Origin of the sequence: Labrenzia sp. THAF191a, assembly GCF_009363335.1 — a bacterium.
GTDB classification, from domain to species: Bacteria; Pseudomonadota; Alphaproteobacteria; order Rhizobiales; family Stappiaceae; genus Roseibium; species Roseibium algicola.
The window spans coordinates 1,805,284-1,823,960 of record NZ_CP045333.1 but is presented as its reverse complement, the minus strand read 5'-3'; the positions used below and the strand labels follow the sequence as shown (position 1 = coordinate 1,823,960).

Annotated in this window: 17 protein-coding genes; 12 read left to right on the top strand and 5 right to left on the bottom strand. The window is 60.6% G+C overall.

Features of this window, described 5'->3' with window-relative positions; all coding sequences use genetic code 11:
- Positions 1-97 precede the first annotated feature (97 nt).
- The 3 genes from FIV05_RS08390 (at position 98) to FIV05_RS08380 (ending at position 2,808) form a co-directional block, all read left to right on the top strand.
- On the top strand, positions 98-718 hold the full coding sequence (locus FIV05_RS08390; protein WP_152509236.1) for a TetR/AcrR family transcriptional regulator: 621 nt from the start codon (positions 98-100) through the stop codon (positions 716-718).
- A gap of 166 nt (positions 719-884) precedes the next feature.
- Positions 885-2,105, top strand: coding sequence for an argininosuccinate synthase (locus tag FIV05_RS08385; RefSeq protein ID WP_055659793.1), 1,221 nt, complete (start codon positions 885-887; stop codon positions 2,103-2,105).
- Between the two features lie 10 nt (positions 2,106-2,115).
- Positions 2,116-2,808 carry a hypothetical protein gene (locus FIV05_RS08380; protein WP_152509235.1) on the top strand — a complete coding sequence of 231 codons (693 nt, stop codon included), beginning with the start codon at positions 2,116-2,118 and terminating at the stop codon, positions 2,806-2,808.
- A 63-nt stretch (positions 2,809-2,871) separates the two neighbouring features.
- Here the strand turns inward: FIV05_RS08380 and FIV05_RS08375 are convergent, their stop codons facing one another.
- From FIV05_RS08375 to folP, 3 genes are all read right to left on the bottom strand, one after another.
- Positions 2,872-4,287 carry a sulfatase-like hydrolase/transferase gene (locus FIV05_RS08375; protein WP_152509234.1) on the bottom strand — a complete coding sequence of 472 codons (1,416 nt, stop codon included), beginning with the start codon at positions 4,285-4,287 and terminating at the stop codon, positions 2,872-2,874.
- A 110-nt stretch (positions 4,288-4,397) separates the two neighbouring features.
- A complete protein-coding gene (folK, locus tag FIV05_RS08370) occupies positions 4,398-4,913 on the bottom strand; it encodes a 2-amino-4-hydroxy-6-hydroxymethyldihydropteridine diphosphokinase (RefSeq protein WP_152509233.1) in 516 nt (171 codons plus the stop codon).
- Positions 4,910-5,746, bottom strand: coding sequence for a dihydropteroate synthase (gene folP, locus FIV05_RS08365; protein WP_173013808.1), 837 nt, complete (start codon positions 5,744-5,746; stop codon positions 4,910-4,912). Before folP ends, folK begins: the two co-directional genes overlap by 4 nt.
- Before the next feature lie 294 nt (positions 5,747-6,040).
- Here folP and FIV05_RS08360 point away from each other — a divergent pair, with 294 nt between their 5' ends.
- The gene (locus FIV05_RS08360) at positions 6,041-7,615 is read left to right on the top strand and encodes an alkaline phosphatase (RefSeq protein WP_152509231.1); all 1,575 of its coding nucleotides are present in this window, start codon (positions 6,041-6,043) and stop codon (positions 7,613-7,615) included.
- A gap of 213 nt (positions 7,616-7,828) precedes the next feature.
- Here the strand turns inward: FIV05_RS08360 and FIV05_RS08355 are convergent, their stop codons facing one another.
- Positions 7,829-9,040 carry a multidrug effflux MFS transporter gene (locus FIV05_RS08355; RefSeq protein WP_075284834.1) on the bottom strand — a complete coding sequence of 404 codons (1,212 nt, stop codon included), beginning with the start codon at positions 9,038-9,040 and terminating at the stop codon, positions 7,829-7,831.
- A complete protein-coding gene (locus tag FIV05_RS08350) occupies positions 9,037-9,498 on the bottom strand; it encodes a MarR family transcriptional regulator (RefSeq protein WP_152505321.1) in 462 nt (153 codons plus the stop codon). The genes FIV05_RS08355 and FIV05_RS08350 overlap by 4 nt, the downstream gene beginning before the upstream one ends.
- Positions 9,499-9,702: 204 nt before the next feature.
- On the opposite strand from FIV05_RS08350, the gene typA reads away from it, so the two are divergent.
- The 8 genes from typA (at position 9,703) to FIV05_RS08315 (ending at position 18,494) form a co-directional block, all read left to right on the top strand.
- Positions 9,703-11,526, top strand: a complete 1,824-nt coding sequence (gene typA / locus FIV05_RS08345) for a translational GTPase TypA (protein WP_023002822.1) — start codon at positions 9,703-9,705, stop codon at positions 11,524-11,526.
- Positions 11,527-11,946: 420 nt separating this feature from the next.
- On the top strand, positions 11,947-12,870 hold the full coding sequence (locus FIV05_RS08340) for a rhodanese-like domain-containing protein (RefSeq protein WP_055659805.1): 924 nt from the start codon (positions 11,947-11,949) through the stop codon (positions 12,868-12,870).
- Position 12,871: 1 nt separating this feature from the next.
- Positions 12,872-14,002: a YeeE/YedE family protein gene (locus FIV05_RS08335; protein ID WP_152509229.1), complete on the top strand. Its 1,131-nt coding sequence runs from the start codon at positions 12,872-12,874 to the stop codon at positions 14,000-14,002.
- Positions 13,999-14,175 (top strand): hypothetical protein, encoded by a 177-nt coding sequence (locus FIV05_RS31550; protein WP_167579544.1) that lies wholly within the window; start codon positions 13,999-14,001, stop codon positions 14,173-14,175. The genes FIV05_RS08335 and FIV05_RS31550 overlap by 4 nt, the downstream gene beginning before the upstream one ends.
- Before the next feature lie 157 nt (positions 14,176-14,332).
- Positions 14,333-15,385 (top strand): MaoC family dehydratase, encoded by a 1,053-nt coding sequence (locus tag FIV05_RS08330; RefSeq protein WP_152509228.1) that lies wholly within the window; start codon positions 14,333-14,335, stop codon positions 15,383-15,385.
- 76 nt (positions 15,386-15,461) lie between these two features.
- Complete coding sequence (locus FIV05_RS08325) at positions 15,462-16,235, top strand: LuxR family transcriptional regulator (protein ID WP_152509227.1); 774 nt, start codon at positions 15,462-15,464, stop codon at positions 16,233-16,235.
- An 85-nt stretch (positions 16,236-16,320) separates the two neighbouring features.
- Entirely contained in the window at positions 16,321-17,802 is a 1,482-nt protein-coding gene (gene iaaH, locus FIV05_RS08320; RefSeq protein ID WP_152509226.1) for an indoleacetamide hydrolase, read from the top strand.
- An 89-nt stretch (positions 17,803-17,891) separates the two neighbouring features.
- Positions 17,892-18,494, top strand: coding sequence for an HD domain-containing protein (locus FIV05_RS08315; RefSeq protein WP_023002815.1), 603 nt, complete (start codon positions 17,892-17,894; stop codon positions 18,492-18,494).
- The last annotated feature ends 183 nt before the right edge of the window (positions 18,495-18,677 follow it).

The window sequence follows — 18,677 nt, the reverse complement described above, 5'->3', positions numbered from 1 at the left end:
AAACGCCAGAGTTTACATAGGGCGCGATTTTTGGGATTAAAGAGGCGGGGGTCCTGTCGTCTGACAGATAATGCAACGGGGTATATATGAGTAGGTAATGTCCGTATCGGATCAGAAAAAGAAGCAGATCGTCGAGGCTGCAATCGCCGAGTTTCAGGAAAAGGGTTATGCCGGAGCCAGCATGGACCGGATTTCCGAGCGAGCCCAGGTTTCCAAGCGCACGGTCTACAATCACTTTGAAAGCAAGGACGTGCTTTTCAAGGAGATCAACCAGTGCCTTGCCGATCAGATCAACTCGGCGCTTGAAGTCGCCTACGACCCGGCAACGCCTATTCGCGATGCCCTGGTGCGTCTCGGCTGGGCCGAAGGCGAGCTCATGATCAATCCGTGCTTCATGAGCCTGGCCCGCATGGTCATGAGCGAAACGATCCGTGACCCGGCCCTTGCAGCCGATATGGACAGCCGCATGACCAAGATCTCCGTCTTTACCGAGTTCATGGATCGCGCCACGCGTGAAGGCAAGCTCACGGCCGACGACCCGTCCCTGGCGGCTACGCAATTTCTTGGCCTGATCAAGGCCCGCTCCTTCTACCCGAACATCCACAGCGGCCGCGTGACGACCCGCCCCGAGATGGAGCGGATCATCGAGGAAAGCGTCGACATGTTCCTGGCCCGATACGGCGCCAGGACGACCACGCAAACGGTGGCGGCGCAGTAACGGGCGCCCACCAAAATTTCCCGACATGGCAGATCGACCCGTGTAGAGCGAAACGCGACGAAATGAGTGCATCGCGGGGCTTGCGCCATGCATAGAACCGGCTAAATTGCCGCAAATTTTCATCGGCGGGAAACCGCAAGGAACATCGAACTGGATTTTTCCCAAAATGGCGCATGGTGACATCAAAAAAGTCGTGCTGGCCTATTCCGGCGGCCTCGACACCTCCATCATCCTGAAATGGCTGCAGACCGAACTGGGCTGCGAAGTGGTGACCTTCACCGCCGATCTCGGCCAGGGCGAGGAGCTGGAGCCGGCGCGCAAGAAAGCCGAAATGCTCGGCATCAAGGAAATCTACATCGACGACCTGCGCGAGGAATTCATCCGCGACTTCGTCTTCCCGATGTTCCGCGCCAATGCCGTCTATGAGGGCGTCTACCTGCTCGGCACCTCCATCGCCCGGCCGCTGATTTCCAAGCGCCTGATCGAGATTGCCGAGGAAACCGGCGCTGACGCGATTGCCCATGGCGCAACCGGCAAGGGCAACGACCAGGTTCGTTTCGAACTGTCCGCCTATGCCCTCAACCCGGACATCAAGGTGATCGCGCCGTGGCGCGACTGGACGTTCAAGTCCCGGACCGACCTTCTGGAGTTCGCCGAACAGCACCAGATCCCGGTTCCGAAAGACAAGCGCGGCGAAGCTCCGTTCTCCGTCGACGCCAACATGCTGCACTCCTCATCGGAAGGCAAAGTGCTGGAAGACCCGGCCGAGGAAGCGCCGAACTACGTGTTCCAGCGCACGGTTGACCCGACCGAAGCTCCGGACGAAGTCACCTACATCGAAATCGGCTTCGAAAAGGGCGACGCCGTCTCCCTCAATGGCGAGAAGATGTCGCCGGCAACGCTCTTTGCCAAACTCAACGACTATGGCCGCGACAACGGCATCGGCCGTCTCGACATGGTCGAGAACCGCTTCGTCGGCATGAAGAGCCGCGGCATCTACGAAACGCCGGGCGGCACCATCCTCCTGACGGCGCACCGCGCCATGGAATCCATCACGCTCGACCGCGGTGCCTCGCACCTGAAGGACGAACTGATGCCGCGTTACGCCGAGCTGATCTACAACGGTTTCTGGTTCTCGCCGGAACGCGAAATGCTGCAGGCCCTGATCGACAAGAGCCAGGAGCATGTCACCGGCTCCGTCAGGCTGAAGCTCTACAAGGGCAACGTCATCCTCGTCGGCCGGTCCTCGCCCTATTCGCTCTATTCCGAAGAGCTGGTCACCTTCGAGGACGACCAGGGTGCTTACGACCAGAAGGACGCCGCCGGCTTCATCAAGCTGAACGCCCTGCGCCTGCGCACCCTCGCCAAGCGCGACCGGATCGGCTGAGATCTCTGACATGACAAGACCGGCGGCAGCAAAGCTCGAACAGAACCTTGCTGCCGCCGGTTTTTTGTTGCTCGGCGGCTTTGCTCCTGATGGCACCGTTGCCGTTCCACCTCTTGCCAGCGGCAAGCAGGCCCGAAGCCTTCTGTTGATCGGCAGCACCGGACCATCAATCTGGCCGCATCTGACGGCCAGTCCGGAATACAAAAACGGCCACCCGGACCCGCTCGACCGCTACACGCGGCGCAGCCTTTTGGACCTTGCCGAGGCATCCGGCTACGAACCGGTGTTTCCCTTCGAAGGCCCGCCCTATTACCCGTTCCAGCAATGGGCGATGAAATGCGGCGGCTTCTCCCAAAGCCCGCTCGGCGTTCTCGCCCACCGCACCTTTGGCCCCTGGGCTGGCTTCCGCGCAGCGTTTCTGAGTGCGGAACCCTTTGACGGACCAAAACCGGTCAAGATGGAAGGCCCCTGCGCGACCTGCACCGACGCACCTTGCCTCGCGATTTGCCCGGTCGGTGCCGTTACGGTGCACGAAGGCTACAAGGTCACTGACTGCCGAAACCATCTGGCAACCAGCCGCGACCTCGATTGCTGGTCCGGCTGCCTGGCAAGACGGGCTTGCCCCTTTGGCCAGGAACACCGGCAGAGCCAGGCAACAGCCGGGTTTCACATGGAGAGTTTTGTTGGACTGGCAACGCGTTGAAACGACGGGCCAAACTGGAACAGATTAACACCCAACTCAGATCTTGCTCCCAGAACAGCCAGACTAGTTCTGGGCATCTGGCAACTTTGCCGCAAGTGTCTGTTGCTCGTCTCTTTTGGGTTTAAGGTGAAGCCAGGCAACTCTTCCTGGAGCAAACTTCTTGCGTGCGCTCCGCGAAAAAAGAGGCGGATGGTGATCGCCGACAAGCACAATTTCGGTTTCCGCGAGACTTTCATCAAGCGCGATGGCCTTGACCAGATGTGAGACATTCACCCACTGCTCCGCCATCCGGCAAAGTTCGACATCTCCAAAAACACCGCCGCCATCGTCACAGGAAAATCTCGGCGGCACTTCACCGGGATTGACCGGCTTGTGGGAATTCAGCGTAAGCCAATAGGCGAACTTGCGGTCACCGTCAGCTTCCAACAGAAATTTCCCAACGGCTTCGGCAGCGTCTTCGTCGCAATATCCCTGGAAAGCGATCCCGCACAGGGGCAGGGTTCGGTCAGCACCAAACCCAAGTTTGTTTTCCATGAAGAAGAGGTCCTGGAAGCCGATCTTCGGATACCAATCGAACCGTTCGAAGAAGTTACCCGTAAAGGCATGAAACGCGGCCGTGCGGTATCCCGCCTTGACGGCTTTCAGCGGCAGACACTCACCACTCTCCCGATCGCGAAAATCCCGGTAATCCGCCTTGAGATTGCAAAGCTCGCGAACCTCGCCGGAGGTCGTCGACCCGAAATACACCGCGTCGCCTTGTTCAACGACATAGTGCTCGGCAACATCGCGTTCCAACAGAGGTTGCCAGATCAGGTCTCGCATTTCCTGCGAGGCAAACGCGCCCAGGCCTTCCACCATCACCACAAGCACATTGCGCTTTTGTGCATCGTCCAGATGTTCTTCCAGGCCGCTGTAGAGACTGGCCGCGTCACCGGTTGGAACATAGCTTTCCTCAACGCTCGTGGCTGCCAGCGCATACTCCTGAGGCAGGGAATTCGCCCACCAGTCAATACCGGCGTATACCGCGAGCACCACGAAAAAAGGCGCCAGGTTCACTGTCTGGCGGTTCTGACGGGTGCGCACCACGACTTTGTACGTCAGGGCAAAGGAAACCAGTAGAACAACGGCGGCCGCAAGGTAGACTGCGGAATTCATCAGGCTGAGATTGCCAGCGTAACGCAGGGAGTCGACCAGCATTGGCAACGGCATCTGGAAAAAGTTGGAAATCAGGACAAGAACGTCAACGGTCATCACTGCAAGAAGCAGAACAAAGAAGACAGACCGATGCAGGTAGAGACCCAGCAGACAGATCAAGGACAACAGCAGAACGAAAAACGTCCGGAAAGGGCAGTAGAACAAGCTGAGAAAAATGAAGACGGCGTTCGGGATCAGGATAGCCCCAAAAGCAAACGTGAGCGTATCCGCCGACAGGAGATGCCGCTTCTCAAGAGCATTTTTCAGACTTTGAACAACTGACATGAATACGGAACCTGGATAATCTCCAGCCGGATCCTGTCCAAGAATGTTTAAATTAACGTTCCAACTGTCGGCTTCACCGCCCCGGCGCTATCGCCACTCGGTTCAAAACTTCACCCGTCCAGCTTCACCACGCCGTCCTGGTCCGGGCAGGTTTCCAATGCCTCCATCGCGGTGCGGCCGTCGCCCAGTGGGGCGTCGGGCCAGATTTCGGCGAGGGGGATCAGAACGAAGGCGCGGTCGCCCATGCGCGGGTGCGGGATTTCGAGGTCGTTTTCGGCAACCCTTTGCAAACCGTAGATCAGAACATCGATGTCCAGCGTTCTCGGGCCCCAGCGCACGTCGCGCACACGTCCGAGTTCGGTCTCGATTTGAAGACAGCGCTTCAGCAGCGCCTGCGGGCTCATGGTGGTATCGATCACCACGCAGCAATTGCGGAAATCGTCCTGCGGCACCGGCCCCCAGGGCGGCGTCCGGTAATCTGAGGAACGGGACACCAGCATGACACCGGGTGTTTCCTCCAGCCGGCGGATGGCCTCATCCAGATTGGCCTTCGGGTCTCCAAGGTTGGATCCGAGCCCGAGCGCACAGCGGGTCGGGGCGTCAGCCATCGCATTTTCGGCATTCATTCGACAGGGTTCCGTTCCAGGCGGGTTGCCTCGATCATACGCACGCAATCGGCATGTGGACTTACGTCATGCGCCCGCACAATCGCAGCCCCTTTCAGCATGGCCGTCATGTGAACGGCAACGGATCCGAACAGCCGGTCTTCCGTTTCCGCTTCCAGCACCGCGCCGATCATGCGCTTGCGCGACGCACCGGCCAACAACGGCAGGCCGTGTTTTTGCAGCGTTTCGAAGCGGTTCAGCACGGTGAAATTCTGGTTGATGGTCTTGCCGAAGCCAAAGCCCGGATCAAGGATCTGCTTTTCCCTGGCAATCCCTGCCTTTTCCGCCAGTTCCATCGAGATTTCGAAGAACCGGTCAATGTCCGAAAGAATGTCCAGTCCGGCATCGGCGGCAAGACGGTTATGCATCATAACCACATGCACGCCGGCCTCGGCAACGACGTCAGCCATGGCCGGATCCTTTTGCAGACCCCACACATCATTGACGATGACCGCCCCTGCCGCACAGGCGCGGCGCGCGATCTCCGCCTTGTAGGTATCGATCGATACGGGCGTTCCCATGTCGATCACCTGATCGAGGATCGGATCGAGCCGCGACCATTCCAGGTCCAGTGGCACCGGTTCGGAGCCCGGCCGCGTGCTTTCGCCGCCGACATCCAGAATATCGGCCCCTTCCAGAATCATTTCCTGTGCACGCCGCAAGGCGGCATCCGCATTGGCGTGGCGCCCGCCATCGGAAAAGGAATCCGGGGTCACGTTCAGGATCCCCATCACGTGGGGGCGTTGGTGTCCGGCGTTGAAACGCGGCGGCTCGTAGGCTGTCGGGGTCGGCATCATTGCGTCCTTTTGACGGTCAGGCACGTGTTTGGCCCGTCTGACACCGACGGTCAAGCGGCACCAATGCGACTTCGCCCTGCTTGACCCCGCTCCAAGGCTGTGGACGATCACGATTTGGAAGCAATTTGGAGGTTCAATCGTTCCGCGGCGGTTTTCCGGCAATCCGCACACGCCGTCATCAAAAATTCGGGAAACGGTCTTGGAACGGACATCCGTCTGTCACGGAGCTTCAGCACCTGATGTTTTTGCCAAGGGACTCGCCCCTGCGGTCCCCAGCCACGGAGCTTGAAAATGTCTTCAAACGTTTCTCGACGCAATTTTCTGAAATCATCGGTTGCTACCGGTCTGGTACTGGCCTCACCGCTGGCCATGCCGGGCCTGTCGCGTGCGTCCTCACGCCCTCAGATCACGCACGGCCTTCAGTCCGGTGACGTTGATGCCAATTCCGGCATGATCTGGGCCCGCTCGGACCGCCCGGCGCAAATGCTGGTGGAAGTCGACACCACCGGCACGTTCGAAACGCCGCGGCGCCTTGCCCCGATCAATGCGCTTCCCGACTCGGATTTTGCCGTCAAGCGACTGCTTGAGAAACTGCCGTCCGATCAGGATGTCTTCTACCGCGTCGCCTTTGCCGACCTGAACGACGTCAATGCCGTGTCCGAGCCGATGACCGGCCGCTTCCGCACCGCCCCGGCGTCCCGCCGCAACATTCGTTTCGCCTGGTCGGGCGATACCGCCGGCCAGGGCTGGGGGATTGATACCGACCGTGGCGGCATGAAAACCTACGCCACCATGGCAAAACACCAGCCAGACTTCTTCATCCACTCCGGCGACACGATTTATGCCGATGGCCCGATGAAGGAAACCGTCGAGCTGAAGGACGGCACCGTCTGGAAGAACATCGTCACGGAAGAAAAATCCAAGGTTGCCGAAACGCTGGACGAGTATCGCGGCCAGTGGAAATACAACCTCATGGACGAGAACCTCAAGGCGTTCAACGCGGAAGTCCCGACCTTCTTCCAGTGGGACGATCATGAAGTCGTCAACAACTGGTCGTCCTCCAAGGACCTTCTGTCCGACGATCGCTACAGCGAAAAGAACATCCACCTTCTGGCCGCCCGCGCCGGCCGGGCTTTCCACGAGCTGGCCCCCATCCGCTACACCCCGGCCGAGCCGGGCCGCGTCTACCGCAAGATCGCCTATGGTCCGCTGCTGGACGTGTTCTTCCTGGACCTGCGTTCCTATCGCGGGCCGAACGGCGCTTCGATGGAAGACACCATGACACCGGCTTCGCGCATCCTCGGCGCCGAGCAGCTTGCCTGGCTGAAGCGTGAACTTCTGAATTCCAACGCCACCTGGAAGGTCATCGCCTGCGACATGCCGATCGGCCTGATCGTCTGGGACAACTGGAAAGACCAGGCCGGCGCCGAAGCGGTTGCCAATGGCGATCACGGCGCACCGAAAGGCCGAGAACTGGAATTCGCCGATCTGCTGCGCTTCATCAAGACGGCAGACATCGACAACATCGTCTGGCTGACCGCCGATGTGCACTACACCGCCGCGCATTACTACAATCCGGACAAGGCACAGTTCCAGGATTTCAAACCGTTCTGGGAATTCGTCTCCGGCCCGATCCACGCCGGCACCTTCGGCCCGAACGATCTCGACATGACCTTCGGCCCGGAGCTTAAGTACATCAAGGCCCCGACCGCCGAACAGGGTGCCAACCTGCCCCCGTCCATGGGACTTCAGTTCTTCGGCCTGGTCGACATCGACGGCCAGAGCGAACAGCTCACCGTCCGCCTGATGGACCGTGACGACGTCGAACTGCACACCGTCACGCTGGATCCGGTTCTCAAGGCCTGATCAGAGTTCCCAAAAAAAAGAGCGGGCCGGGAAACCGGCCCGTTTGTTTTAAAAAAACCTACCTTCGTCATCCCGGACGCAGCGAAGCGGAGATCCGGGACCGGAGAGCCGAGGTGTTTCCGATGGAGACTTATCAGTCGGCGCTGTGCCTCCCCGGTCCCGGCTCGCGCTGCGCTTGGCCGGGATGACGACGGAGAGGCGGATAATGTGCGCCTACTCCGCCGCCGCCGGCTGACGGATCTGGCTGCGCAGGATCAGGAACAGAATGATGCCGGCGATGGGCATACCCGGCAGAATGAAAGCGAGGCCGAGGATCGGTTCGCCGAGTGCGGCGATCGCGAGGCTGGCGACAATGCCGCCGCCGAACTGCAGAAAGCCGAGCATGGAAGATGCCGAACCGGCGATATGCGGGAACGGCGCCATGGATTCGGTGAAGCTTGCCGGAAGAACCAGCGCCAGCGCGAATGTGAACAGCGCCACCGGCCCCATGACCGTCAGGATCGTCGGTTCATGGGTGAGCGTGACATAGCACATCAGCGTTGACGCAACGACCCAGAGGCTGAGCCCGTAGGGCACCAGCTTGCGGGCCTCGAAGAAGCGAAGCAGACGACCCGTCAGGATGGTTCCAGAAATGAAGGAACCTGACTGGATGATCATGGTCAGCCCGAAGGCGGACGGCGTGAGACCGACTTCATAGATCAGGATGAAAGGCAGGACGGTCGCCAGGGCATAAAGGTTGCCGAGCCCGAAACCGATGAGAAGGCTTGGCGCCAGAAACCTCGGGTCCTTCAGCAAGGTGCCGTAGTTGATCGCCAGTTGCCGCGGATTGAGGTGATGCTTGCCCGGCTGCGGGTTGGTTTCAACCTGAAACACGAGCACTGCAATCATCAGCAACGCACCGTAGATCACCATGCACCAGAACACTTCCTGCCAGCCGAACAGTTCCAGCACGATCCCGCCGATGGTGGGCGAAATCGCCGGACCAAGGGCCAGCATCATCGCGATCGTATTCATGATCCTGGCAGAGGCCTGACCGGTAAACTGGTCGCGGACGATGGCGCGCGACACCGCGATGCCGACCGCGGCCCCCACACCTTGAAGGGCTCGGGCAAAGACCATGAACTCGACAGTCGGCGCGAAGGTCGCCAGCACGCTTGAGACGAGATAGAGGACCAGGAAGGCGATCGTGACCGGCTTGCGCCCAAAGGCGTCCGTCAGAGGGCCGCAAACCAGCTGCGTGACGGCAAAACCGGCGAAATACGCCGTCAGGGTAAGCTTGACCGCTGAATCGGTGGTTCCGAAGGCTTCGACCAGGGCCGGCATGGCCGGGGTATAAAGCGCCATCGAAATGGGGCCGATAGCGACGAGCCCGGCCCCGAGAAGCGATGTACGTCTTGCGCTCATGATTGAGCTGTCGGCGGTCATTTCTGTTTCCCTTTGGAAACCTCCTGCAGCAGGCTGTCCTTCATGGTCTGCAGAAGCGATTCCAGTATCTGCCGTTGGTCGGCGGGAATGTCCTCAAGCGCCCTGGAGCGCACCTCTTGCAGGGCAGTCCCAATTTTCTCAAGCAATGGATCTGCCAACGGCGTCAGCTCGATTATCTTGGCCCGGCGGTCGTTCGGGTCCTGGCAGCGGCGGATCAATCCGGCCTTTTCGAGCGTGTCGAGGTACCCGACCAGGGTCATCGGCTCGACATACATCGCATCTGCCAGAACGGCCTGCCTTTGACCCGGAAGTCGCCAGACATAAAACAGCGTACGCGCTTCTCCGGCAGTCAGACCAGTGTCGACCTTGGATAACTCCGCCTCGAAGTTTCGCCGCAGCAACCGTGCCAGATCAACGACCAGCATGGTGACACCGACATTCGGAGTTGGAACTCCCATCGCCACCCCATTTTAGTAAGGTTACCTTACGAATACGGCGCTTCAGGAAGCACTGTCAATGCGTAGATGTGACATTGCGTTGCACAATTCCCTCGCGCCACGTATAAAGGCGCCAAATTCGGCGCGGATGCCGATCCATAGCATAATCAACTTCCAGACAAGCTGCGGGTCCCCAAGGGCCCGTTCTGTCTTTTGGAGCCACTCATGAACCTTCGTAATATTGCCATCATCGCGCACGTTGACCATGGCAAAACCACACTCATCGACGTTCTTCTGAAGCAATCCGGTGCCTTCCGCGACAACCAGCGCACCGAAGAACGGATGATGGACTCCAACGATATCGAGCGTGAGCGCGGCATCACCATTCTGGCCAAGGTCACCTCGCTGGTCTGGAAAGACACCCGCATCAACATCGTGGACACACCGGGCCACGCCGACTTCGGCGGCGAAGTTGAGCGTATCCTGCACATGGTCGACGGCGTGATCCTTCTGGTGGATGCTGCTGAAGGCCCGATGCCGCAGACCAAGTTCGTGCTCGGCAAGGCCCTCAAACTCGGCCTGAAGCCGATCGTCGCCATCAACAAGATCGACAAGCCGGAACAGCGTGCCGATGAAGTGCTGGACGAGGTCTTCGACCTGTTCGCAGCCCTCGACGCCAATGAAGACCAGCTCGACTTCCCGGTGCTCTACGGTTCGGCCAAGCAGGAATGGATGGCTCTGGAGCCGAACGGCCCGCAGGACAGCATGGACCCGCTCTTCGACATGGTCCTCGACAAGGTGTCGCCGCCGGAAGCCCAGCCGGGCGATTTCCGCATCCTGGCAACCACCATCGAATCCGACCCGTTCCTGGGCCGCATCCTGACCGGCCGTATCGTGTCGGGCACCGCTCTGCCGAACATGCCGATCAAGGCGCTCTCCCGTGACGGCAGCGTCGTTGAAAACGGCCGTATCTCCAAGATCCTTGCTTTCCGTGGCCTGGAACGTCAGCCGATCGAAAAGGGTGAAGCGGGCGACATCGTCGCCATCGCGGGCCTGACCAAGGCAACCGTTGCCGACACGCTGTGCGCCCCGTCGGTCAATGAATCCCTGCAGGCTCAGCCGATCGATCCGCCGACGCTGTCCATGACCTTCCGTGTCAACGACAGCCCACTGGCCGGCACCGAAGGCTCCAAGGTTCAGTCCCGCGTCATTCGCGACCGCCTGAAGAAGGAAGCAGAAGGCAACGTCGCCCTGAAGGTGGAAGACACCGACGAGCCGGACGCATTTGTCGTCTCCGGTCGCGGCGAACTTCTTCTGGCGATCCTGATCGAGAACATGCGTCGTGAAGGCTTCGAACTTGGCGTTGGCCGTCCGCGCGTCGTCTATCAGTATGACGATGCCGGCAACCGCCTGGAGCCGATTGAGGAAGTCATCATCGACGTTGATGAAGAACATTCCGGCGTCGTGGTTCAGAAGCTGCAGGAACGCAAGGCCGACCTTCTGGAAATGAAGCCGTCCGGCGGTGGCCGCACCCGTCTGGTGTTCCACGCTCCGACCCGCGGCCTCATCGGTTACCAGTCCGAACTGCTGTCCGACACCCGCGGCACGGCGATCTTCAACCGTCTGTTCCATGGCTATGAGCCGCACCGGGGCCCGATCCAGGGCCGTCACACCGGCGTGCTCCTGTCCAACGGCACCGGTGAGGCAGTTGCCTATGCCCTGTTCAATCTGGAAGACCGCGGCCCGATGATGATCGATCCGGGCACCAAGGTTTATCCTGGCATGATCATCGGCGAACACACCCGCGGCAACGACCTGGAAGTGAACGTGCTGAAGGGCAAGCAGCTCACCAACATCCGCTCTGCCGGCAAGGACGACGCTGTCAAGCTGACCACGCCGAAGAAGCTGACCCTGGAAGCAGCGCTTTCCTACATCGCAGACGACGAGCTGGTGGAAGTCACGCCGGACTCCATCCGCCTGCGCAAGGCCGTCCTCGACCCGCATGAGCGCAAGCGCGCCGAACGTGCGGCGAACAAGGAATCGGCATAAGCCTGATAGAACGAACCAGAAAAGCCCGGGCAATGTCCCGGGCTTTTTTTTCAGCCAGTTCGATTTTCCCCTCATGCTGAGGAGGACCGCAGGTCCGTCTCGAAGCATGGGCGGCATTTTCGGAGCAAGTGGCCCATCCTTCGAGACAGCGCTTCGCGCTTCCTCAGGATGAGGTTTGCCTATGCGCGCCCTCTTTCACTCGTCCGGATCTTTCGCCGGCAAACCAGAAGACTTGAGACAGCCTGCATGCCTCACCGCAACCAATTGCCACGGCGCATGTCCGCCTTGGTTTAAAATATCAGTCCGGTGACGGAAATTGAAACGCCATCCCACGCCTCCCGACCGGGAACTCCCTACACTTCGGCCTGAGAATTGAAGCGCCTGGCCTCAGGTCAACTGCGCACAAGGAAGGCTGAACCAATGAAACATTTCGCTCTCGCACTGGCGATGACCGCAAGCCTCGCCACATCCGCCACCGCCGCAAGCTTCGGCCCGCTGGTGGAGGCTGCCGAGCTGTCCGCGTCGCTGGACACCGTGGAGCCGGTGCTTCTGGACATCCGCAACGAGGGATACGAGAAAGGCCATGCAGACGGCGCTTTGTTTGCGCCCTATCGCATGTTCCGCGGACCGGCGGAAAACCCGGGCGGCCTTGTGGATGTTGAAAAGCTGGAAGCCGAACTGGAAGAACTCGGCCTGGAACAGGATACGCCGATCGTCATCCTGTCCGAAGGCAAGACCGATACGGACTTCGGTTCTGCCGCGCGTGTCTACTGGACCTTGAAATCCACCGGCTTCACCGACCTGTCGATCCTGAACGGTGGCCTGGAGTCCTGGAAAGCCGCTGGCCTTCCGGTCAACGCCACGGCCGAATCCGCCTTTCCGAGCGAGCTGGAACTGACCTTTGACGATACCTGGCTGGCCACCACGGCAGACGTTTCCGCCGTCGCTGCCGGCGAGTCGAATGCGCTTCTGGTAGATGCTCGCCCGGCGGATTTCTTCAACGGCAAGAAGGCGCATGAAGCTGCCTCGCGTCCGGGAACCCTGCCGACTGCCATCAACCACACCTACACCGCTTTCTTCAAGGAAGGCTCGCCGGCAATGTCCACCGCCATCGATCCTGCCGCGCTGAAAGCATCGCTTGGTGTCGAAGACGGCAAGGATACGGTTTCTTTCTGCAACACCGGCCACTGGGCCGCAGCTCACTGGTTTGCGGTGTCCGAAGTCGCCGGGGTGGAAAACGCAAAGCTTTACGCGGGCTCCATGGTCGAATATTCCCAGTCCGGAAACGAGATGGCCAACACACCGGGTCTCGTACAGAACCTGATAAACCAGATACTGAACTGACGTGACCACAGCCGCAGACCTTCACACCACCGCTGCGACGCCAGTCTGGCGCCGCAGCGGTCTTGTTTTGACCGCCCTTGCAGCCGTTCTGGCCACCGCCCTTCTGGTTGGTGGACGGTATGGCCTGCTGCTTGCCGTCGGCCTTGGCTTCGGCATCGTGCTGGAAGGCCTGCGCTTCGGTTTTGCCGGCCCCTGGCGTGCGATGATCCTGCGCCGAGACCCGGGCGGCCTTTGGGCGCAGCTTCTGTCGATCGCCCTTGTCTCGCTGGTGGCCTTTCCCCTGCTTGCCGCAAACCAGGGCGAGCTGAGCGGCGCACAGGGCCCGATCGGCTTTGCCATGATCGCGGGAGCCTTCGTCTTCGGCGCTGCCATGCAGGTCGTGCTCGGATGCGGTTCCGGCACCCTGGTCAATGCAGGGTCCGGCAACGCGGTTTCCCTTGTCGCCCTGCCTTTCTTTGCCATCGGCAGCTTTGCCGGGGCCTATCACCTGATCTGGTGGACAGATCTTGGGGCATTGCCCGTTCTGACCCTGTCCGGCTGGCAAGGCGCGGCGATTACCCTCCTCGGACTTTCGGCAATCGCCGCAGTGCTCTGGAAACTGGCAGCTCCCGAAAACCGGCGCCTGCCTCGCCGGCTGATAGTTGCAGCCGTGCTGCTGGCCGCCCTTGCCATCCTGAACCTGATCGTGGCCGGCCAACCCTGGGGCGTTGTCTATGGCCTTGGCCTTTGGGCTGCAAAGGCGGCATCTGCAGCGGGGGCGGATCTTTCCGGATCCGCTTTCTGGAGTGCACCTGCCTCCGTCGAGCGCCTGACCCATAGCCTGCTGACGGATTACACATCCCTCACCAATATCGGCATCATCCTTGGTGCCTTTCTGGTCGCCAGCTGGCGCACGGGCGGCCTGTCACAGAAAATCCAGTCGCTGCCGGCACAGGCCTGGCTCGCCGCAATGGTGGCGGGCTTTCTGCTGGGCTATTCCTCGCGCCTTGCCTTCGGCTGCAATGTCGGCGCGTTCTTTTCCGGCATCTCGACCGGCAGCCTGCACGGTTGGGTCTGGTTCGCGGCCGCCTTTGCCGGATCGATCTACGGCGTGAAACTGCGCCCGCTCCTGAAGCTGGAGGCGAGATCATGACCCGGTTGGTAACAGCCTTTATCGCCCTTGCCGGACTTGCGGCAATGATTGCTCTCGATGCATCTGCGACACCGCCCAATCCCTACAAGGCCCCGAAACTTCTGGCTCTGGGCTCCGGCACCGCCCCGAGCGGCGGCTTTTGTGGCGCGCTGCCCGACCCGGCCGGCAAATAGCCGAGCGGCCCCTGCCAACCGGCAACCGCTCCCGGGTTGGCACGGGATGCCAAAGCCTCGACTTGCTTTCACAAGGTCATCGGCAAAACGTCTGACTTGCTTGTGTGCACCGCAGCGGGCTTAATCCTCTCCGACAAATCAGAACCGGGAGGCACAGGTGAGCAAGACCAATCGCGGCAATTTCTTCGAAGACTTCAAGGTGGGACAGGTCATCCGCCACGCAACGCCGCGCACCGTCACCAGCGGTGACCAGGCGCTTTACACCGCGCTTTACGGCTCTCGCTTTGCGGTTCAGTCGTCAGACGCTTTCGCAAAATCCCTGGGCTATTCCCACGCCCCGGTCGACGACCTGCTGACCTTTCATATTGTCTTCGGCAAGACAGTGCCTGACATCTCGCTGAATGCCGTCGCCAATCTGGGCTATGCCGGCGGCCGGTTCCTGGCACCGGTTTTCCCGGGAGATACCATTTCCACCGTCTCCGAGGTGATCGGCAAGAAAGAGAACTCCAACGGCAAGACCGGCGTCGTCTATGTGCGCTCGACCGGCTACACCGAAAACGGCACCGAGGTGCTGGATTATGTCCGCTGGGTGATGGTCAACAAGCGTGTTGCCGCCAATCCGGCGCCGGAACCGGTGGTGCCGGAACTTCCCTCAGCGCTCGACCCGCAGTCTCTCGGCACCGCCGTGCCATTGCTCGACACCGCCAATTGGGACAATGACCTGGCCGGATCCGAGTACCGTTTCGACGATTACGAGATTGGCGAGAAGATCGACCATGTCGACGGCATGACGGTGGAGGAAGCCGAGCATCAGCTGGCGACCCGTCTCTACCAGAACACCGCCAAGGTGCATTTCAACCAGCACACGGAAGCTTACAACCGTTTCGGCCACCGCCTGGTCTATGGCGGCCACGTGATCTCCATTGCCCGTGCGCTGTCGTTCAACGGGCTGGCCAACGCGTTTCATATTGCCGGCATCAACGGCGGTCGCCACGTCGGCCCGCTGGCGGCCGGCGACACGGTTTATGCCTGGTCGGAAGTTCTGGACAAGGCGGATATCGACGGCCGCTCGGACGTCGGCGCGCTGCGTCTGCGGCTTGTCGCCACCAAGAACCGGACCTGCCATGACTTCCCCGGACAGGACCATGAGGACAACTACCTGCCCGAAGTGGTCCTCGATTTCGACTACTGGGCCCTGATGCCGAAATAGGCATGACACCCGGCCCGATCCTTTTGGATGACGGATCTCCTCTTCCTCGCTACCATGACGCAAGAGGAGGTCTGGCATGCTGACAACGCTTTCGGGCCGGGAAACAAATCTGATCTTCGCGATCATGCAGGACATGATCGCCATCCAGGACGCACGGCAACTCAGGCTGCAGCTTGGCACCCGCTTGCTGGACCTTCTGGAGGCAGACTACTTTGCCTCCTACGTCTGGACAAGGACCGACGGCGACACGGACGGCGTGTTCCTGAACATGGACGAGAGCAATCTCGCCGCCTACCAGCACCATTTCCAGCACTGCGATCCGATTACACCCAGGTTCCGCATGTGCCGGCGCGCCACCCACCTCGACCAGGTCATTTCCCGGGAAGATTTCCTGCGCACCGAATTCTACAACGACTTTCTGGCAAGGGACGGCCTGCATCAGGGCATGAACTTCCATGCCTATGCGGCGACAGGCCATCTGGGCGACCTGCGCATCTGGCGCGGCGCCGGCAAGGAAACCTTCCAGCAGCGCGACCTGGAAATACTGAACGCGATCGGCACGTCCTTCGGACATGCCCTTGCGAACATGCAAGCACACGAACGCAAACAGCGCGATGCCGACCCCCGCTTGCGCTTGACGGCCTGGGCCGGCCACCACGGGCTCACCGGCCGGGAACAGGACGTGCTTTGCCTGGTGAGTGAAGGCAAGCGCGACCGCGAGATTGCGGCGGAACTTGAAATCTCCGTCACGACCGTTCGCTCCCATCTCAAGGCGGTGTTTCAAAAATCAGGGGTGACTAGCCGGGCGGAACTGCTCGCCAGCGTCAACACGCGACTTTCTCTCCAATAAACGAAGCGCCTCCTCATTTTCGAGGATGCGCCGGAAAAGGCACAGGCGTTTGCTGTTTCCCTCATGCATAAGAAGGGGAACAAACATGAAAGTGCATCTCACAGCAGGACTGACTGCGATCGCAGCCGTCTTTGCCGGTCCGGCCTTTGCCGCCGACGACATCACCACCATGAGTGCGGCGGAAACGGCGAGCGCCATAGCCGGACAGACGCTGACAGCCACGGATCTCGTCAACGCCCTCATCGCCAGAACCGGCGATGACCCGGGCAATGTCTACATAACGTTCGACAGCGAAGGCGCGCTTGCAGCCGCTGCAGCCGCCGATGAAAGCGTGAAGGCAGGTGAACCCCTCGGACCGCTGCACGGCGTGCCGATTGTCGTGAAGGACAACATTGCCTCCGCTGGCCTGCCGACCACCGGTGGCACGCCTGCCCTGAAAGGATGGGTGCCCGCAGAAGACGCGCCTGTCTTGAAGAAACTGCGCGATGCGGGCGCGATCCTGCTCGGCAAGACCAATCTTCACGAACTTGCTTTCGGCATCACCTCGAACAACGCCGCCTTCGGCGCGGTTGCCAACGCCTATGATCCGGACCGCTTTGCCGGCGGCTCGAGTGGCGGCACCGGCGCTGCGATCGGCGCCAGGCTGGCACCGGCCGGCCTTGGAACCGACACGGGTGGCTCGGTGCGCATTCCCTCGGCACTCAACGGTGTCTCCGGTCTGCGCCCGACCACAGGCCGCTATCCGGCGGAAGGTATCGTGCCGATTTCCGCGACCCGCGACACACCCGGTCCGATTGCAAGAACGGTTTCCGACCTGGTCCTCCTCGATGCGGTGATCACGGGTAGCACTGCGACACTCGACCCTGCAGACCTCGGCACCGTCCGCCTGGGTGTTCCAGGCGTGTTGACGGACAACCTCTCACCGGAAACGGATCGTCTCTTCAAGGAAGCCCTGGACAAGCTGCAGGCCGCCGGCGTGACCCTTGTTCCCGTCGATATAAGCACGGAGCTTGAACTTGCCGGAAAAGCCGGTTTCCCGATCGCCCTGTGGGAAGTGAAACGGGATCTTGCAGCCTTTCTGGAGACGCATGAAACCGGGCTCGGGCTGCAGGACATAGCCGATGAAGTCGCCAGCCCCGACGTCAAATTCGTCTTCGACAGTCTGGTGCTGGGCAACCAGGCGATCCCGGATGCAGTTTACCGGGAGGCAATGGACGACATGCGGCCATTGATCCAGGCCGGATATGCTGAAGTCTTTGCAGCCAACAAGCTGGACGCGCTGGTTTTCCCGACAACCCCGCTGCCGGCACAGCCCATCACCGGATCCGATGAAACCGTGTCGCTGAACGGAGAAGACGTACCGACCTTCCCCACCTTCATCCGCAACACCGACCCGGGTTCCGTCGCCGGTATTCCGGGCCTGTCCTTGCCCGCGGGGCTGACATCGGACGGCCTGCCCGTCGGCCTGGAGCTTGATGGCCCCGCCTATTCCGACCGGCATCTGCTGTCGCTCGGCCTGGCTGTCGAAGTGGTTCTGCCACACCTGCCGGCGCCAGCGGCAAACTAGGCAGAAGGCCTTCACAGAAGCAGGGTGTTTCCTGTCTGGACTTTATCGGAAGTCCTGGCGCACACTCCCGCAAAACAGGAGTGTGCGCCATGAAAACCGTGTCCTTCACCCAGATGAAAGACGGCACCAAGGAAGACTACGATCTGCTGGCGGAAGCGGAACGGCCCTATCACGCCCTGACACCGGAACGGATCCTGTCCGAGCTGAAGCGCCAGAACGAGGACACGCTGTCCGGTTACAAGATCACCCGAATGCAGCATGGCCTGCAGGCGGCCACAAGGGCGCGTCGGGAAGGGGCGGACATCGACTGGATCGTCGGCGCGCTTCTGCACGATATCGGCGACGGGCTGGCCCCGCAGAACCACGACCGATTCTCTGCCGAGGTCATCCGCCCCTTCGTGCGGGACGAGGTTGCCTGGGTGGTGGAACATCATGGCATCTTCCAGATGCTCTATTACGGCCGTCACTATGGCTGGGACGAAAACGCCCGCGACCAGTTCAAGGATCACATGCACTTCCAGGCCTGCGCCGACTTCTGCGAACGCTGGGACCAGTCCTCCTTCGATCCCGACTATGAAATGGACACGCTGGAAAGCTTCGAACCTCTGGTGCGAGAGGTTTTCTCGCGAAAGGCCTACGACCCGGCCGTGCTGCAGGAAGGTGTTTCAAGGGGATTGCCGCCGCTGCAGTAAAAGACAAGCACGTGATCGACGCGGTAGCTTTTGTCTTTCAAAACACCGATCGACACTCCATCGCAAACAACCCGTCCATCGCCCCCTGAACCTTTCAAAGGTTCGGGAGACTGCCACCTTGTTGCGACGAATGCCGCCGTTGCCGCGGATCGTAGCCGGAAGTTTCCTCGTAAAATCAGTTAG